Consider the following 16,674-nt stretch of genomic DNA (forward strand, 5'->3'; position numbering starts at 1 on the left):
ACGGCACCGGACCCGGACGCGGATGCTCAGGGCCGGTACGAGGCCCCGGCCGCCGTCCGCACCACCTGGTCGCCGTCGGCCCTGCTCAGCATCCCGGCCGTGACCCACGCGTCCACCGTGGACCGTACCCGCGCCACCAGCGCACCCTTGCTCCGGAACGGCGCCCCGGCCCAGATCTCGTCCAGGAGCGTGGTGCCGTCGGCCCGCGCCGGGTTGGCGACGCCCGAGTCCTCGCCGCCGAACACGGCCTTCGGCTCAAAGCGGCGGAAGTAGGCGTGGGTCGGGTCCTCCGTCCCCTCGGAGAACGGCGCCCATTCCCGTCCGTCGAGGGTGAAGTGGAGCGGCTTGCCCGGCACCGGCGTGAGGGAGTGCGCCAGGTCGCCGGAGAGACCGGCGTTGCCGTACAGCCCGACCTTCAGCCACTCCGTGGCGGCGTCGCGGGCCACCAGGTTGACCGGGCCGTGGAACAGGGTCTGCAGCGACGGGTCGTCGAGGGCCTTCTCCACCCGCGTCCGGAACGGCATGGCGATGCGGACGGTGTCGCCGGCGCGCCAGGTCCGGGACACGTCGAAGTAGCTCCCCGGCTTCGGGGTCCCGGACACCGCACGCCCGTTGACGGTCACCCGGAACCCGGCGGTCGCCCACGACGGCACGCGCAGCCGCAGCGTGAACGAGGCCGGCCCGCCCCCGAAGGCCAGCGTGCTGCCCTGCTCCTGGGGGAAACGCGTGGTCTGGGTGACCGTGACGCCCTTCTCGGCCCAGGTCAGCGTGGACGGGCTGTACAGGTTGACGTACAGGGCGCTGCCGTCGGACCGCGTGAAGTACACCGAGTCCTGGTACTTGGTGGCGCTCTCCATGCCGGTGCCCTCGCAGCAGGTGGTGCCCTGCTTGGGCGTGTAGTCACGGACATGACCGGGCGTCAGCCCGATGAAGTACGTGACGAGCGGCTTCTCCGCGTCGGGCTTGTCCTGCTTGGAGCCGAGGACCTGGTTGTACAGGGCCCGCTCGTAGTAGTCCATGTACTTCGGGTCCTGCTCGTGGAAGAACAGGGTCCGGCTCAGCTTGAGCATGTTGTACGCGCAGCAGGTCTCGGCCGTGGTCGCGCCGATCGTGCCCGCGATCACGTCCCGCGCCTTCCAGAACTCCTGGGTGCTGGTGCCGCCGATGCCGTACATGCGGTGCGGGACGACCATGTCCCAGAAGTGCTTCGCCGACGTGAGGTAGCGCTCCTCGCCCGTCTCGTCGTACAGCCGCACGTAGCCGGTGAAGATCGGGATGTGCTGGTTGGCGTGCAGCCCGTCGAGGATGTCGGTGTTCGCCGCGCACGCGTCGATCAGCCGGTCCAGGTCGAACAGCTTGGCCAGCGCGAGGTGTTCGGCCTTCCCGGTGATCGTGTGCAGGTCGCAGATCGCCTCGACGATGCCCCCGAACTCGCCGCTGGAGAAGATCCCCCACATCCGCTGGAGCGTGGACTCCGGCAGCTTGGACAGCCGGGAGTACATCCAGTCGCACATGCCGGACGCCAGGTCCAGGGCCCGGTCGTCGTCCGTGGCGGTGCAGGCGTCGAGCAGCCCCCTGAGGATCTTGTGCGCGGTGTAGTACGGCGCCCACACCTTGGTGTAGTCGGAGGTGGTGCGCGACTCCAGGTCGATGAACTGCGTCTCCGGGTACGCCGCGAGGAACCCCGGGTGGCTGGGCCCGCCCCAGGTGCGGCGCAGGGTGGCGGTCAGGCCCCGGCCGGAGGCGTCCGCGAAGGTCCCGCCGGCCGTCTCGTCGAAGGCGTACGACGCCAGGTCGCCCTTGCCTGTCGAGGCGTCGGCGGCCGGACGGCTCTGCAACTCGGTGATCTCGGCGGCGGTCAGGGCCCGTGAGAAGACGTTGAACTCCTCGAAGGCGCCCGCGAAGACGGGGTCGGCTGAGTAGTTGGAGCGGCCGAGCCAGTTGTTCCTCAGCGTGCCGAGCGCCGACGGGGTGAGGGTCATCGCGGTGTTGCGGGCGACGGCGGTGCCGTTGACGTAGAGGGTGCCGGTGCCGCCCGCGAGGGTGACCGCCAGGTGGCTCCACTGGTTCAGCGGCAGCGTGGCCGTGCCGTTCAGGCCCTGCTCGCCGCCGGCGCCCGAGGTCGTGACGGCGAAGCGCGGCACTCCGGCCTGGTTGCGGGCGGCCAGGTACAGGTACCGGTTCGTGTCGTCGCCGAAGTCGAAGACCCGGGTCCAGCCGGCGTCGTGCGTGGGCTTCACCCACACCGACAGGGTGACGGCCGGGGCACCGCCGAGCACGGCGGCCGGCAGTTCGACGTACTGGTAGGAGCCCCGCACGTTCTCCACGGCCGTCCCGAACCTCCCGGCGACGCTGAGCGCCGCCGGATCGCGCCGCAGCGCCGCGCGCACCTCGGTCAGCGCGCCCACCATGGTGCCGATCCGGTCGGCGAACACCTTTTCCTGCGTGCTGCGGTACGCCTGCGCCAGCATGGTCAGGAAGTGGCCGGTGTAGTGGCCGCGCAGATTGCCGTTGGCCTCGCCGTCCAGCCCCTCCCAGCCGCCCGGCGCGACCGCGCCGCCCGTGGCCAGACCGGCGTTGGCGCGGAACACCTGCAGCAGCCGGTTCACGTCGTAGCCCCGCGCGTGATCCAGCATCAGCTGCCGTTTGTCCGCGAAGACGCCCCGGCCGAGCGCCACTTCCTCCAGACCGAAGGGCCGTACGGTCCAGGCCGACGGGGCGGCGGCCGCGGCGAGGGCCGCCGCCGCGGGTACCGCCGCGGCCCGGCCCGTCACCGTGCGGGAGAGAGCGGGTACGGCCGCGGCGAGGGTCGCGGCCTGGAGAAGGGATCGTCTGGAGAGGGGCCGTGCCATGGGTGCTCCTCCACGGGTCCACAGTGCAACGAGCGTTCGGAATATCGAACCTTGTGCGAGAGGTCGACCAGACCCTAGGGAGGGGACGAGGGGGCGTCAACGGGTCGGGAGTGGCGAGTTCAGGAAAGGCCGCCCGAGCGCGCCAGCCAGTCATATGCCGTCCGTGCCGTGAACTCCTCCTGGCCGCCCCGCAGGAGCAGGCCGGCGGTGGTGAACTCCGGTGCGTCCGCCTGTGCCGGGACGTACGGGATCGCGATGCAGCGCATCCCCGCCGCGTGCGCGGCGGCGGCGCCCGGGGCGGCGTCCTCCAGCACCACGCAGTCGGCCGGGTCCGACCCGAGCCGGCGAGCCGCCTCCAGGAAGACGTCGGGAGCGGGCTTGCCGTGCGCGACCTCGTCGGCCGAGACGACGGTCCGCAGGTGGTCGGCCAGGCCCGTGCCGGACAGGACCGCCTCGATGGCCTCGGGGGAGGACCCGGAGGCCACGGCCATGGGGACGTCCTCGGCCGCCAGCAGCTCGACGAACGCGCGCATTTCGGGGTACGCGCGCGTGGCGGTGCGGGCCAGTTCGAGATAGCGGCGGTTCTTGGCGGTGAACAGCTCCTCCACGGAGGCCCGCAGGCCGTACCGCTCCTTCCAGTCGGCGACGGTCTCCTGCGTGCTGATGCCGACGTACCGCTCGTGGTCCGCCCAGCTGAAGTCGGGGACGCCGTGCTCGGCGAGGGTCTGCCGACCCGCCTCGTAGTAGTTCGGCTCGCTGTCCACGAGCGTCCCGTCGAGATCGAAGATGACCGATATTCCATGGAGATTGCTCATGGCGCCCATGCTCTCAAAGATCATCTGCGGGCCGACCGGCCGATCGACTCCACCAGCGGCAGCAGCCGGTGCGGGACCCGCTCGCGCAGGGCGACCTCGGTGCGCGTGCGCACCACGCCGGGCATGCTGATCAGCTTCTGGACGACGTCCTCCAGGTGCGCGTTGTCCCGCGCCACGACCCGGGCCAGCAGGTCCCCGCCGCCCGTGATGGAGAACGCCTCGACGATCTCCGGGACCGCCGCCAGCGCGTCGCCCACCTCGTCGAGATGGCCCTGGGTGACCTCGATGTGCACGAACGCGAGCACCGGATGCCCGAGCGCGGCGGGGGAGAGGGCCGGCCCCGTGCCGGTGATCACCCCGTCGCGTTCCAGGCGGTCCAGCCGGGCCTGGAGCGTGCCCCGGGCGACACCGAGGATCCGGGCGTACTCGCGCACGCTCGTGCGGGGCTGCTCCAGCAGCAGCCGCAGGATGCGGGTGTCGAGCGCGTCCACGGCCATGACGTCCGGCCTCCTCGTCCGTTGGCTCTGCCGCGGCCGGGCCTCGGCCGCTCGCGCTGTACCAATGGCCCAGTCTAGAAGGAGCTGGTTGAGCCAGTGGCGTCCGGGATGCTGATATGGATGCGTCGATGGCGCTGCGGACCCCGCGGCGCCTTTTTCATGCGTGCTCATATCCGACGTGCGAAGGGGGCGGTAAGCGGTGCTGAAGAGGGTGTTCACGGCTCCGGATCCGGGGCGGACGCGGCTGCGGTTCGCCACGCGGGCCGTGCTCGGCATCACGCTCGCGGTCGCCGTGTGCGCTCTCGCCGGGCACTCCCTCGCGGGCGCCGTCACCGGCGGTCTCGCCGCCCTGCTCGCCCTGTTCACCGTCACCGACGCCACGGTCCGCGGCCAGGCCGTCACCACCGCGCTGCTGCCCGCCGTCGGACTGCCCGTGCTCACCGCCGCGGCGGAACTCCACGACCACCCGGTGGCCCGGGACCTCACCTTCCTCGCCGTGGTCGGCGCGGGCGTGTACGCGCGCCGCTGGGGCCCGCGCGGCCACAGCCTCGGCGTGTTCGCGTTCATGACCTTCTTCGTGGCGCAGTTCCTGCACGCCGCCACCGGTCAGCTGCCCGAGCTGTACGCCGCCGTCCTGCTGTCCGTGGCGGCCGCCGCCACGGTGCGCTTCGGGCTGTGGTGCTACGAGCGCCGCCTGCCCCCGCCCGCCGCGCCCGCCCCGCCGGGTGGCACCGGCCTGGCCCGCGTGACCACCCGCCAGGCCATCCAGGCGACCGCCGGCGCCGGATTCGCCCTCGTCGTGGGGCAGTTGGTCTCCGGGCAGCGCTGGTACTGGGCCGTCGGCGCCACCTGGTGGATCTTCGTCAATACCACCTCCCGCGGCGAGACCCTGGTCCGCGGCTTCCGGCGGCTGCTCGGCACGGTCATCGGCATCGCCCTCGGCCTCCTCGTCGCCCTGCCGGTCCACGGGGACCCGACGGTCACCGCCGTACTCGCGGCCGCCTGCGTCTTCGGCATCTTCTACACGGCCGCCGTCTCCTACACCTGGATGATGCTCTGGGTCACCCTGCTCGCCGGACTGCTCTACGGCCTCCTCGGCGTGCTCGGCCCCGGCCTGCTCGTCCTGCGGCTCGCCGAGACCGGCGTCGGGGCGCTCGGCGCCGCGCTGGCCGTGCTGTTCGTCCTGCCCGTCACCACCCACAGCGTCACCGACGCCTGGATCCAGCGGGCCCTGCGCTGCGTCCACGCCTGCGCCGTCGAGACCGCCCGGCGGCTGGCGGGAGCGGCGGACGCCGACCCGGCCCCGCGCGTGGCCGAGCTGGAGCAGCTGCTCGCCCGGGTGCGGCTCTCGGTCGCCCCGCTGGTGCACCCGCTGAACCCGATGCGGGGCCGCAAGCGGCGGGCCCGGCACGTGCTCGCCCTCCTCGACGACTGCGCCCGGGAGGTCCGCGGCCTGGTCGCCGTCGCCGCCGACCCCGAGGCCTCCCACGACGCCCGCCTGGCCACGGCCTGCCGGCGTGTGGAGGCCGCGGTCGAGGCGCTCACCGAGGGCGGGGACGTCCTGGTCCAGGCGACGGACGGGCCGTCCGCGACGGAGCCGGTCCTGGCCCACCTGCACGGGCTGGAGCGGGCCCTGGCCGAGCTCGCCCGGCCGCTGCGGGCCCCCTCGGGCTCCCCGCTGGCCGGGGCCTGACGCCGTCGACCCCCCGGCGGTCGCCGCGCGCGACCGCCGGTGCCGGGGCGAGCCACGCCCACCCGACTTCTTGACCCTTTGGTCTAGACCGCGCATGATCGGCTCCGCGGTCGTTCCGGGCGGCCCGGGCACGAGAGGGGACAGCGGTGGCGGACCACGGCAGGCGGCGGGCGTTCATCGGGTCGTTCACGGCGGCCGGCGGCCCCGGCATCGTGACGGCGCGAGCCGACCCCGACAGCGGCGCGCTGACCGTCCTCGGCAGCGTGGACTCCGTGCCCGACCCGTCCTACCTGGCCCTCTCGCCGGACGGAGGGACGCTGTACGCGGTCAGTGAGACGGCCGAGGGCGCCGTCGCCGCGTACCGGGTGGGCGGGGACAGGCCCGAGCCGGCCGGGCCGCCCGTGCCGGTCGGCGGCAACGGCCCGACGCACCTCGCCCTCTTCGACGGGCATCTCCTCACCGCCAACTACGGCTCCGGCAGCGTCACCGCGGTCCCCGTCCGTCCCGACGGCACCCTCGCACGGTCCGTGTCCGGGGTGCTCCGGCACACCGGCGCGGGCCCGCACACCCAGCGCCAGCAGGGGCCGCACGCCCATCAGGTACAGCCCGACCCGAGCGGCCGCTGGGCCGTCAGCGTCGACCTCGGCACCGACTCCGTGCGGGTGTGCACGCTGACGGACGGTGCCCTCGCCCTGCACCGCGAGAGCGCCCTGCGGCCCGGCTCGGGGCCGCGTCACCTGGCCTTCCACCCGGACGGCAGGCACGCGTACGTCGTCAACGAGCTCAGCCCGTCCGTCACCGTCTGCCGCTGGGACGCGGCCGACGGCGTGCTGACCCCGCTGACCGAGACCCCGGTCCTGCCCGGCGCGCCGGCGGGCGACGCCTGGCCGTCGGGGATCGCCGTCTCGCCCGACGGCCGCCACGTGTGGACCGCCACCCGCGGCGAGGACGTCCTGTCCGTGCTCGCCGTCGAGGGCGAGGACCTGCGGCTGGTCGCCACGGTGCCCTGCGGCGGCCACTGGCCGCGCGCGCTCACGGCGTCCGGCGGCTTCCTCTACGTCGCGAACGAACGGTCGGGCGACGTGACCTGGTTCGCCGCGGACCCGCACACGGGCATCCCGCGACGCGGCGGCTCGATCAGGGTGCCGGCGGCATCCTGCGTGATCCTGGACTGACGGGGCCGCCGGTCAGCGCGCGGGGACCGGACCACGAACGGCGAAGGCCCGCTCCGGAACCGGAGCGGGCCTTCGCCGTTCGTGCCGTGGGCTCGTTCGTGCCGGGGCGTCAGCGAACCGGCGCGCCCTGCGGCTGCTGCGGCGTGATGCCCAGCGCCGTCGTGTACTTGGCCAGGGCGAGCTTCCCGATCGCCGGGTAGGGGCCGAGCGACTCGGCGGCGGAGCACTCCGCCTCCTTCGCGGCCTCCTCGACCAGCCCCGGCTCGATCTCCGGGCCGATCAGGTACGGGGCGAGGGCCAGCTGCTGCGAGCCCGAGGACCGCAGCTGCTCGGCGACGGACGCGATGGAGCCCTCCCGGTCCAGGGCCGCCGCCATCACCGGCACCGCGAGGCGCGCGGCGAGCAGCATGCCGGTGATCCCGGCCGCCTGCACGGCCTCGTCACCGCCCACGGAGGCCAGGATGATGCCGTCGGCGGCGGTCGCCACGGTGAACAGCCGCGCGCGGTCCGCGCGGGCCAGACCGGCCTCGGAGAGCCGCACGTGCAGCGCCTCGGCGAGCAGCGGGTGCGGGCCGAGGACGTCGGTCAGCTCGGCGGCGACCCGGCTCTCCATGAGGGCCTGGCGGACCTGGCGCAGCAGAGCGCTGTCCGGGCCGGCGAGCAGCGGCACCACGACGGCGACGGGGCCGTCCGGCGCCTTGACGTCCAGGCCGGCGGCGCGGGCCTGCTCGAAACGGGCCGTGCGCTCCTCGGCGGCGTGCACGAGCACGGCCTGCAGCGAGGGGAACTCCGCGTTGTCCCCGTCCAGGTACCCGATGCGGGCGTCGAGGCCGGGCAGCTCGGAGCGGGCGATGCTCACGACCTCCTCGGCGAGGCTGCGCGTGGCGCTACTGGGCGTCCCCGGCACGGCGAGGACGAGCGCGGGCGCGCCCTCGGGAGCAACCAGCGGCTCGGGACGGCGGTGCCGTCCGGGCTGGCGGGGGCGCGGCATTCGTACTGGCAGGCCATCCGCGGGCCCAGTGGGGGAACTCATGGCGCCGCATGTTACTGGCTTCCTGGGCTCCCCTGTTCGGGGAGGGGGCAGGTGAGCGGTATCCGTCCGGTTTTGTCTGATGAGTTACGTACGGATCGGGCGCGATCGGATCAATCACCCGACAGGGTGGTAACGGAGAGCATCGCAGCGTCACCCGGCAGGGTGAGCGCACCGGTGCTCAGCTCCGCCGCCATCCGCACCGCGCCGTCCAGCGGATCGCCCTCGGCCGGCACCCGCCGCACCCCCGGCAGCCGCTTCGCCAGTTCCTCGTCCAGCGGCTCGAGGAGCGGGGCGCCCAGCTTGAACAGCCCGCCGGTGACGGCGACGCGGGGCTCACCGGCGGTGGGGCACACGGCCGCCGCGGAGTCGGCCAGGTGCCGCGCGGCGGCGCGCAGGATCCCCGCCGCGACGGGGTCATCGTCCGCGCAGGCGGCCACCCGGGGCGCGAACGAGGCGAGCACGGCGGGCCGGTCAGGCCGCGGATACAGCGCGCCGGGCAGCCCCGCCACGGGCCCGAACACCTCCTCGGCGGATGCCAGCAACCGGGCCGAGCCGCCCTCGCGCCCGTCATGGGCCCGCAGCGCGGCCTCGAGACCCGCCCGCCCGATCCAGGCCCCGCCCCCGCAGTCGCCGAGCAGATGCCCCCAGCCGTCCGCGCGGCGCCAGCCGGTCAGGTCCGTGCCGATCGCGATCAGGCCCGTACCGCCGGCGACCACCGCTCCCGGCCGGGGCCCGAGGGCGCCCACGTACGCGGTCACCGCGTCGGCGGCCAGCGCGACCCTGCGCACCCCCAGCTCCCGGGCCAGGGCACCCGGCAGTTCGGCGCGCAGCGCGTCCCCCAGGGAGGCGAGCCCGGCGGCGCCGACGACGGCGGCGGTCAACGGCACCGGCCCGGCCTCGGCGGCCGCCGCACGGACCAGCGGCAGCAGTCGCGCCATGAAGTGCCCGGCGTCGATGCCCCGCTCACTCGTGCGGACCGGCTCCCCGGACGCCGCCCGGGCCAGCGGGCCGCGCTCGGCGGTCCCCACGACAGCCCGGAGCCCGGACCCGCCGGAGTCCACGGCGAGGAAGCCGGAACCGGCCGACGCCCCGGTCACGGCAGGCGCCAGTCCACCGGTTGGCCGCCCTGGCGGATCAGCAGGTCGTTGGCCCGGCTGAACGGGCGCGAGCCGAAGAAGCCCCGGTCCGCCGACATGGGGGAGGGGTGGGCGGATTCGACGGAGGGCAGGTCGCCCAGCAGCGGGCGCAGGTTGCGGGCGTCACGGCCCCACAGGATGGACACCAGCGGCTTGCCACGCGCCGCCAGCGCCCGGATGGCCTGCTCCGTTACTTCCTCCCAGCCCTTGCCCCGGTGGGCGCCGGGCTTGCGCGGAGCCGTCGTGAGCGCCCTGTTGAGCAGCAGCACGCCCTGCTGCGTCCAGGGCGTGAGGTCACCGCTCGACGGCTGCGGCAGCCCCAGGTCGGCGTTCAGCTCCCGGAAGATGTTGATGAGGCTGCCGGGCAGCGGCCGCACCTCGGGCGCCACCGAGAACGACAGCCCCACCGCGTGCCCCGGGGTGGGGTACGGGTCCTGACCGACGATCAGGACCCGTACGTCGTCGAAGGGTTGCTGGAAGGCCCGCAGGACGTTCGGCCCGGCCGGGAGGTACGTGCGTCCCGCGGCGATCTCCGCGCGGAGGAAGTCCCCCATCGCGGCGACGCGTTCGGCCACCGGCTCCAGGGCTTTCGCCCAGCCCGCTTCGACGATTTCATGCAAGGGTCGTGGTGCCACGGGCGTCACCCTACTGCCGTACCGGCAGCGGCCATCAACCGGTGGCCAAGGCCCGCGCGTCAGCGCGTCCCCCACGTCCCCCAGCACTGCGCCCGGTCGCCAAGGATTCCCCGCATCCCCCGCATCCCTCGCAGCCCTCGCATCCGTCCGCGCCTTCAGCCGACGACCGCGGCCCGCACGCACAGCACGTCCGGCAGATGCGCGGCGAGCTGCTGCCAGCTGTCGCCGTCGTCCGCCGACGCGAACACCTCGCCGTTGCGGTTGCCGAAGTAGACACCCGCCGGATCCGCGTCGTCCGTGCACATCGCGTCACGCAGCACCGTGCCGTAGTGGTCCTCCCGGGGCAGCCCCGCCGAGAGCGGCTCCCACGTCTTGCCCGCGTCCGCCGTGCGGTAGACGCGGCACCGGTGGCCGGCCGGGACGCGGTCGGCGTCGGCGTTGATCGGGAACACGTACGCCGTGTCCCCTCTGCGCGGGTGCGCCGCCACCGCGAAGCCGAACGTGGACGGCAGGCCCTCGCCGATGTCCGTCCAGTGCGCGCCCGCGTCGTCGCTGCGGTACACGCCCCAGTGGTTCTGCAGGTAGAGCCGGTCCGGGGTCGCCGCGTCCCGCGCGATCTTGTGCACGCACTGGCCGAACTCCGGGTTCGGGTCGGGCAGGAACACCGCGGAGACCCCGGAGTTCGACGGCGTCCAGCTCGCGCCGCCGTCCTGGGTGCGGAACACACCGGCCGTCGAGACGGCGACCGTCACCGCCCGGGCGTCGCGCGCGTCGGTGAGCACGGTGTGCAGGCCCTCACCGCCGCCGCCCGGCACCCACTGGGAGCGCGTCGGGTGCTCCCACAGGGGCCGGACGAGCTCGAAGGTCTCGCCGCGGTCCTCCGAGCGGTACAGCGCGGCCGGTTCCGTGCCCGCGTACACCACGTCCGGCTCGGCGGCGGCCGGGTGCAGTTGCCACACCCGCTCCAGGGACGCCCCCGTGTCCTTGGGGAACTTGACGGCCGGCCGGGCCGGTTCGGTCCACGTCCGGCCGAGGTCGTCGGAGTGGAACACGGACGGGCCCCAGTGCGCGCTGTCGCCGCCGACCAGCAGCCGCGGCGTCGCGGTGCGGGTGTCGAGGGCGACCGAGTACACGGCCTGGGCGTTGAAGTAGGGACTCTCGTCGAACTCCCAGGCGCCACCGCCCCGCCGGCGCCCGATGAACAGGCCTTTGCGCGTGCCCACGGCGAGCAGTACCTCGGTCATGCCGATCACCTCCGCGGCGTCGTCGTCGACGCCCTTGTCACGGACACCGGCCAGTCTGCACCCCACCACTGACAGTCACCCCTGGAGCGGCTGCGGCGCAGGTCAGGAGAGTGTCGGCGACCGTCGCAACGGACCGGGGCCGCGCGCGGGGCCCACCGCGGCGGTAGGTGCAGTGAGCATCCAGGGGTCCTCTTCCGTATGGGGAGGGCGGCGGGATGGTCATGCGCTCGTGAGGAGGGTGCCTTCGATGGCGTTACGTGGTCCGAAGGTGTGGCTGTGGCGCTGGCGGCGCAATCCGCTCAAGCGCCGCGCCGACAGGGTGGAGGCCTGGGTCGTGCTGGGCGTGGGGCTGCTCACCGTGTGCGCCGGGATGCTGGCGGGTACGGCGGTGAGCCGGTCCGTCGAGGACGGGCTGGCCCGGGAGCGCGTCGAGTGGCGCCCTCTCGTGGCACGGCTCGCCGAGCGGGCTCCCGGGACCGCGTCCGGGAACCACGACGTGTCCCGCGCCGAGCAGGTGTGGGCGGAAGTCGTGTGGACGGCCGCGGACGGCTCCCCGCACTCCGGCCAGGTGCGGGTCCCGGCGGGGAGCGCCGCCGGCAGCCCGGTCACCGTCTGGACGGACTCCGAGGGCCGCCAGGTGACCCGGCCCGTCACCGAGAGCCAGGCCCGCGTACGGGCCTGGCTGATCGGCGGGGTGGCGGCCATCAGCGCCGCCGCCGTGCCGTTGCTGGCCGGCCGCGCGGTGCGCGGCCGTCTGGAGCGCCGCCGCATCGACCAGTGGGACGCCGAGTGGTCCCGCTTCGGCCCGATGTGGGGACGCACCACGGGGTGACCCCCACGCCGGTACCTCGTCCCCACTTGACGCCTACCTGGGTGGGGACGCACCACGGCGTAACCCTCACGCCGGTATCACGTCACCGCGTAACGCCTACCTGGTCGTTCGGCGTCCCGGCCCGGTCAATGCCTCCCGGCAGACCCGGAGCAACCGCAGATCCGCGTGGAGGCCGTGGCCTCCGGGGGCGACCACGTGCCGACGCGGGGAGGCGAGCTCCGCGCGCAGCAGGTCGTGCAGCGGTGCTCCCGCGGGCCCCAGATCAGCGACGCACCCGGCGATGGTCGTCCGGGTGCGCGGGTGCTCCGCCCACGCGGAGCGCAGCACGGGCAGGACCTCGTCCGACTCGTCGGCCGTCCGCCACAGCGCACACGCGGCCGCGACCCGTTCCGACGCGTCGCCGGAGCCGGTCATCCGGCGCAGCCCGGGCAGGCCGGGACGCGCCGCCGGTCCCAGTCGCCCGAGGACGTCCGCGGCCGCCGCACGCCGGTGCGGGCCGCTCGCGGGGTCGCCCGACTCCCGGAGCAGAACGGGCAGTACGGCATCCGCGTCCCCCGTGACCGACCAGAGCGCGTCCGCCGCCGCGACGGCACAGCCCGTCTCCAGCAGCCCGCGCAGGTCCGGTATCGCCTCGCGCGCGGCGCCGCCGAAGGCGCCGAGGGCACGCACCGCCGCCCCCGTGACGGCGTCGCGCCCCGGCAGCTCCTCCGGCATGCCCCGCAGCAGGCGCAACACCGCCGGCAGGGACTCGGCGTCATCCAGGGCCGTCAGGGCCGACAGCAGGGGCACGGCCCGGTCCCGTATGCCGGGCTCGTCCGGCGGCACCTGCGCGAGCCGTCGCCGTAACGCCGGAGCGAGCGGCGCGGCGGCCCGGCCCAGGAGGGGGACGACCAGCCCCAGGTCGTGCGGTACGACCGGGCCCGCCAGCACCTCGGCCAGCACGGGTGTGGCCCGCGCGTCCCCGGTCCTGGCCAGTGCCTTGAGCGGGCCGCCCAGGGTCGGCGCACCTCGCTCCCGGTGTCGTATGCGCAGTTCGGGGCGGTACGCCACCAGCGTGTGCAGGGGGTCGGCGGCGGGTCTCGCCAGCTCGAAGAGCTCCACCAGGACGGCGACCGCCGCGTCGTGCAAGCGGTCCTCCTCCTCGCCCAGTTGGTTCCCTATGAGCGTGACGGGCTCCTCGTGCCCGGCACGCCACTCGCGGAACAGTCCCGCCGACATCCACACGGCGTTGCACCGGTCGAGGGGGTCCGGGCTGGTCAACTGCCCGCACAGCAGGGCGACCCGGTCGGCCACCCGGCCGCCGAGCGCGGAGTGCAGGGTCCGCAGCAGCTGGGAACCCTCCTCGTCCGAGGGGCGCAGCCGCCGCAGCCGCCGCGCGAGCGTGTCCGTGCCGGGACAGTCCGACGCGGGTCCCGACCGGGCGCGCTGCCCGGATCTGTCCCTGAGCAGCCGGACGACGACCGGGACGAGGTCGGCGGGCAGCCGCTCCGGGGCGCACGCCGCGAGCCGGCCGAGTGCGGCGAGCCGCAGTCCGGGGCCGTACGGGGGCCCGCTCAGCTCGGCGAGCAGCCGCACCGCCTCGTCGGCGTGTGCGTCACCGGCCGTGCGGTACCGCTGCGCGAACACGCCGAGGGCTTCGGCCAGGGCGATCAGCACCCCGTCGTCCCGCTCCACGCCGATCCGCTCCCGCAACAGGGCGAGCACCCGCGCCGGCCGGTCGAGGAACCGGACGAGCGCCCCGGCGGCGGCCCGGCGCACCCCGGCGTCCGCGTCGCCGGACAGCCGGACGAAGACCTCGGCACCCGCGCGCACCGCGGCACGGGCCCTCGCGGCGAGTTCACCGGCACCGGAGCCGCCCTCGATGCCGCCGATGCTGACGAGGAGTTCCACCACCCCCGCCCGGTCCCGCACCTCCTCGCGGACGGCGAGCGCGAGGAGAAACGGAACACAGGCGAGCGTCGAGTCGTACACGTCCCCCTGGTGGTGCACGGCGCCGTACATCCCGTCGAGCGCGGTCTCCCGCTCGGCCGGGTCGGCGGAGGCCAGTCCCCGCAGCAATCCGGGCACGTCCTCCGCACTGCCGTGGGCATGGCGCAGTGAGGCCCAGTCGACCTCGTCGATCCCCCTGAACACGTTGTCCTCCCCAGCGAAGTGCCGACTGACGGGGAGTCTGCACCACGGCACTGACAACGAAGCGGAATCGGGAGATGACTGTGCGCGAACTGAGTGCTCGTTGGCTGACTGTCGTTCAGCCCACGTCGGGCAGCGCGCGTTCCAGGACCGTGTCGAGCCCCGACCCCTCGGGCAGCGTCCCGAACGCGTGCCCCCAGTCGCCGCCGAGCCGCGTCGCACAGAACGCGTCGGCGACCGCCGGCGGGGCGTGCCGGACGAGGAGCGAGGCCTGGAGCGTCAGGGCCATCCGCTCCACGAGCCGGCGGGCGGTCACCTGCGACGCCTCGGCCAGCTGCCGCTTCAGCCGGGTCACGGCCGTGTCCAGCCGGGAATCCGCCCCCCGCGCGCGGTCGAGCTCGCCGAACAGCGCCTCGACGGTGCCCGGTTCCCGGCTCAGCGCCCGCAGCACATCGAGGGCGTTGACGTTCCCCGAGCCCTCCCAGATCGACAGCAGGGGAGCCTCGCGGTAGTGCCGGGGCATGCCCGAGTCCTCGACGTAGCCGTTGCCGCCGAGGCACTCCAGGGCCTCCGCCGTGAAGGCCGGGCCCCGCTTGGTCACCCAGTACTTGCCGACGGCCGTGGCGATCCGGCGGAAGGCGGCCTCGCCCTCGTCGCCGCGGACCGCCCGGTCGGCCGCCCCGGCCAGCCGCAGCGTGAGCGTCGTGGCGGCCTCGGACTCCAGCGCCAGGTCGGCCAGGACGTTGCGCATCAGCGGCTGGTCCACCAGCCGGGCGCCGAACGCGCTGCGGTACCGCGCGTGGTGCCCCGCCTCCACGAGCGACTTGCGCATCAGCGCGGCCGACATCATCACGCAGTCAAGACGCGTGCAGTTGACCATTTCGATGATGGTCTTGACGCCCTGTCCCTCGGGGCCGACCAGCCAGGCGACGGTCCCGTCGAACTCGGGCTCGGAGGAGGCGTTGGACCGGTTGCCGAGCTTGTCCTTCAGCCGCTGGATGCGGAAGGTGTTGCGGGTGCCGTCGGGCAGGACGCGCGGCACGAGGAAGCACGACAGCCCGCCCGGAGCCTGCGCCAGCACCAGGAACACGTCGCACATCGGCGCCGAGGTGAACCACTTGTGCCCGCGCAGGGTGTACACGCCGGGCTCGGCCGTGGGCGTGGCCGCCGTGGTGTTCGTCCGGACATCGGAGCCGCCCTGCTTCTCGGTCATCCCCATGCCCGCCAGCAGGCCCGGCTTCTCGGTGGGCACCCCCAGCTGCGGGTCGTACTCCCGGCTCGTCAGCAGCGGCTCGTAGACCTTCGCCAGCTCCGGCTGCCGGCGCAGCGCGGGGACGGCCGCGTACGTCATCGACGTCGGACAGCCGTGCCCCGCCTCCGTGTGGCCCCACACCAGTCCGCCGGCGGTCCGGGCGACATGGGCGCCGGGCCGGTCGTCCGCCCAGGGCGACCCGGCCAGCCCCTCGGCGATCGCCGTGCGCATCAGGTGGTGCCAGCTCGGATGGAACTCGACCTCGTCGACGCGGTTGCCGTACCGGTCGTGGGTGCGCAGCTCCGGCTCGTGCCGGTTGGCCAGGTCGGCCCACTCCTGCGCCTGGACGCTGCCCGCCTGCCTGCCGAGGCGCCGCAGGTCCTCCTCGGCCCAGCCGGCACCCTCCCGCCGCAGCCCCTGGAGCAGGGCCGTGTCCGCGGAGGCGTCGTACGGGGTGAGGGGTGGGGCCTGGTTGGTGACGTCGTGCGTGGCGGGACCGCCAGGCGCCGACCCGCCCTGCGCCCGCTGTCCGTCCGATGTCGAGACCATACCCCGAGTGTTGCACTCTTCTTGCGGTCGCAGCAATCATGCAACACGTAATTCCGCCCCGTACAGTCGGGACCATGCCGATGAACGACCCGGCGCCGCCCGGCGAGATCGAACTGCGTCCGCTCTCCGCGCGGTCGGTCGTCCTGAGCCTGCTGCTGGGCACGCATCCCCCTGAGCTGCCGGTGAAGGACCTGGTGGCCAGGGTGGAGGCCTTCGGTGTCGGCGGGTCCACGGTGCGGGCGGCGCTCAGCCGGATGGTGGCCGCGGGCGACCTGCGGCGCACCGGCACCGGCTATCGCCTCAGCGACCGGCTGCTGGAGCGCCAGCGCCGCCAGGACGAGTCCGTGCACCCGCACACGCGCGCGTGGGACGGCGACTGGGAGATGGTCGTGATCACCGCGAGCGGCCGCGGCCCCGCCGAACGCGCCGATCTGCGCGCCCGGCTCACCGCCCTCCGGCTCGCCGAACTCCGCGAGGGCGTCTGGCTCCGCCCCGCCAACCTGCGCCGGACCCTGCCCGACGACCTCGGCCGGGTGGCCGAGTGCTGCGCGGCCCGCCCCGCCCGGCCGGCGCGCGAGCTGGCGGCGAGCCTGTGGCCGCTGGACGCCTGGTCCGCCACCGCGCGGGCGCTGCTCGCCCACGTCGCCCGCGCGGACCGCCCCGCCGACCGCCTCACCGCGTTCGCGGCCGTCGTACGCCACCTGCTCGCGGACCCCGTCCTGCCGCCGGAACTGCTGCCCGCCGACTGGCCGGGCGCCGAGCTGCGCGCCGCGTACACCCGCTACCAGCGGGAGATGGCCGACGGGGTGCGGGCGCACCGGACGTGACGCG

At 74.6% G+C, this 16,674-nt stretch carries 13 protein-coding genes; 4 read left to right on the forward strand and 9 right to left on the reverse strand.

Going from position 1 to position 16,674, the window contains the following annotated elements; genetic code table 11:
* Positions 1-26: 26 nt before the first annotated feature.
* From ACSUPV_RS36450 to ACSUPV_RS36460, 3 genes are all read right to left on the reverse strand, one after another.
* A complete protein-coding gene (locus ACSUPV_RS36450; RefSeq protein WP_436949403.1) occupies positions 27-2,852 on the reverse strand; it encodes a beta-L-arabinofuranosidase domain-containing protein in 2,826 nt (941 codons plus the stop codon).
* Between the two features lie 119 nt (positions 2,853-2,971).
* Positions 2,972-3,667: an HAD family hydrolase gene (locus ACSUPV_RS36455; RefSeq protein ID WP_436949404.1), complete on the reverse strand. Its 696-nt coding sequence runs from the start codon at positions 3,665-3,667 to the stop codon at positions 2,972-2,974.
* Positions 3,668-3,687: 20 nt separating this feature from the next.
* Positions 3,688-4,164, reverse strand: coding sequence for an Lrp/AsnC family transcriptional regulator (locus tag ACSUPV_RS36460; protein WP_031120506.1), 477 nt, complete (start codon positions 4,162-4,164; stop codon positions 3,688-3,690).
* A gap of 199 nt (positions 4,165-4,363) precedes the next feature.
* Between ACSUPV_RS36460 and ACSUPV_RS36465 the strand changes: the two genes are divergently transcribed.
* Together ACSUPV_RS36465 and ACSUPV_RS36470 are read left to right on the forward strand one after the other, a co-directional pair.
* Positions 4,364-5,857 (forward strand): FUSC family protein, encoded by a 1,494-nt coding sequence (locus ACSUPV_RS36465; RefSeq protein WP_436949405.1) that lies wholly within the window; start codon positions 4,364-4,366, stop codon positions 5,855-5,857.
* 146 nt (positions 5,858-6,003) lie between these two features.
* A complete protein-coding gene (locus ACSUPV_RS36470; RefSeq protein WP_037762034.1) occupies positions 6,004-7,032 on the forward strand; it encodes a lactonase family protein in 1,029 nt (342 codons plus the stop codon).
* Between the two features lie 109 nt (positions 7,033-7,141).
* Here the strand turns inward: ACSUPV_RS36470 and ACSUPV_RS36475 are convergent, their stop codons facing one another.
* From ACSUPV_RS36475 to ACSUPV_RS36490, 4 genes are all read right to left on the reverse strand, one after another.
* On the reverse strand, positions 7,142-8,065 hold the full coding sequence (locus ACSUPV_RS36475; RefSeq protein ID WP_031120510.1) for a sirohydrochlorin chelatase: 924 nt from the start codon (positions 8,063-8,065) through the stop codon (positions 7,142-7,144).
* 110 nt (positions 8,066-8,175) lie between these two features.
* The gene (locus tag ACSUPV_RS36480; RefSeq protein ID WP_436949406.1) at positions 8,176-9,162 is read right to left on the reverse strand and encodes an N-acetylglucosamine kinase; all 987 of its coding nucleotides are present in this window, start codon (positions 9,160-9,162) and stop codon (positions 8,176-8,178) included.
* On the reverse strand, positions 9,159-9,836 hold the full coding sequence (locus ACSUPV_RS36485) for a uracil-DNA glycosylase (protein WP_031120513.1): 678 nt from the start codon (positions 9,834-9,836) through the stop codon (positions 9,159-9,161). The genes ACSUPV_RS36480 and ACSUPV_RS36485 overlap by 4 nt, the downstream gene beginning before the upstream one ends.
* Positions 9,837-9,991: 155 nt before the next feature.
* A complete protein-coding gene (locus ACSUPV_RS36490) occupies positions 9,992-11,149 on the reverse strand; it encodes a WD40/YVTN/BNR-like repeat-containing protein (protein ID WP_037762040.1) in 1,158 nt (385 codons plus the stop codon).
* Between the two features lie 178 nt (positions 11,150-11,327).
* On the opposite strand from ACSUPV_RS36490, the gene ACSUPV_RS36495 reads away from it, so the two are divergent.
* Entirely contained in the window at positions 11,328-11,912 is a 585-nt protein-coding gene (locus ACSUPV_RS36495; RefSeq protein ID WP_037762043.1) for an Rv1733c family protein, read from the forward strand.
* 96 nt (positions 11,913-12,008) lie between these two features.
* Here the strand turns inward: ACSUPV_RS36495 and ACSUPV_RS36500 are convergent, their stop codons facing one another.
* Both ACSUPV_RS36500 and ACSUPV_RS36505 read right to left on the reverse strand, forming a co-directional pair.
* A complete protein-coding gene (locus ACSUPV_RS36500) occupies positions 12,009-14,045 on the reverse strand; it encodes a hypothetical protein (protein WP_037762046.1) in 2,037 nt (678 codons plus the stop codon).
* 115 nt (positions 14,046-14,160) lie between these two features.
* Positions 14,161-15,843, reverse strand: coding sequence for a DNA alkylation response protein (locus tag ACSUPV_RS36505; protein ID WP_436949407.1), 1,683 nt, complete (start codon positions 15,841-15,843; stop codon positions 14,161-14,163).
* A gap of 74 nt (positions 15,844-15,917) precedes the next feature.
* Between ACSUPV_RS36505 and ACSUPV_RS36510 the strand changes: the two genes are divergently transcribed.
* Positions 15,918-16,670: a PaaX family transcriptional regulator C-terminal domain-containing protein gene (locus tag ACSUPV_RS36510; RefSeq protein WP_436949408.1), complete on the forward strand. Its 753-nt coding sequence runs from the start codon at positions 15,918-15,920 to the stop codon at positions 16,668-16,670.
* Positions 16,671-16,674 lie beyond the last annotated feature (4 nt).

This window comes from Streptomyces sp. SudanB52_2052 (assembly GCF_964272415.1).
Taxonomy (GTDB): domain Bacteria; phylum Actinomycetota; class Actinomycetes; order Streptomycetales; family Streptomycetaceae; genus Streptomyces; species Streptomyces olindensis.

Excerpts from the sequence above, each read along its gene's own strand:
- ACSUPV_RS36450 (WP_436949403.1), bottom strand. The coding sequence starts at position 2,852 with ATGGCACGGCCCCTCTCCAGACGATCCCTTCTCCAGGCCGCGACCCTC.
- ACSUPV_RS36455 (WP_436949404.1), bottom strand. The coding sequence starts at position 3,667 with ATGAGCAATCTCCATGGAATATCGGTCATCTTCGATCTCGACGGGACG.
- ACSUPV_RS36460 (WP_031120506.1), bottom strand. The coding sequence starts at position 4,164 with ATGGCCGTGGACGCGCTCGACACCCGCATCCTGCGGCTGCTGCTGGAG.
- ACSUPV_RS36475 (WP_031120510.1), bottom strand. The coding sequence starts at position 8,065 with ATGAGTTCCCCCACTGGGCCCGCGGATGGCCTGCCAGTACGAATGCCG.
- ACSUPV_RS36495 (WP_037762043.1), top strand. The coding sequence starts at position 11,328 with ATGGCGTTACGTGGTCCGAAGGTGTGGCTGTGGCGCTGGCGGCGCAAT.
- ACSUPV_RS36505 (WP_436949407.1), bottom strand. The coding sequence starts at position 15,843 with ATGGTCTCGACATCGGACGGACAGCGGGCGCAGGGCGGGTCGGCGCCT.
- ACSUPV_RS36510 (WP_436949408.1), top strand. The coding sequence starts at position 15,918 with ATGCCGATGAACGACCCGGCGCCGCCCGGCGAGATCGAACTGCGTCCG.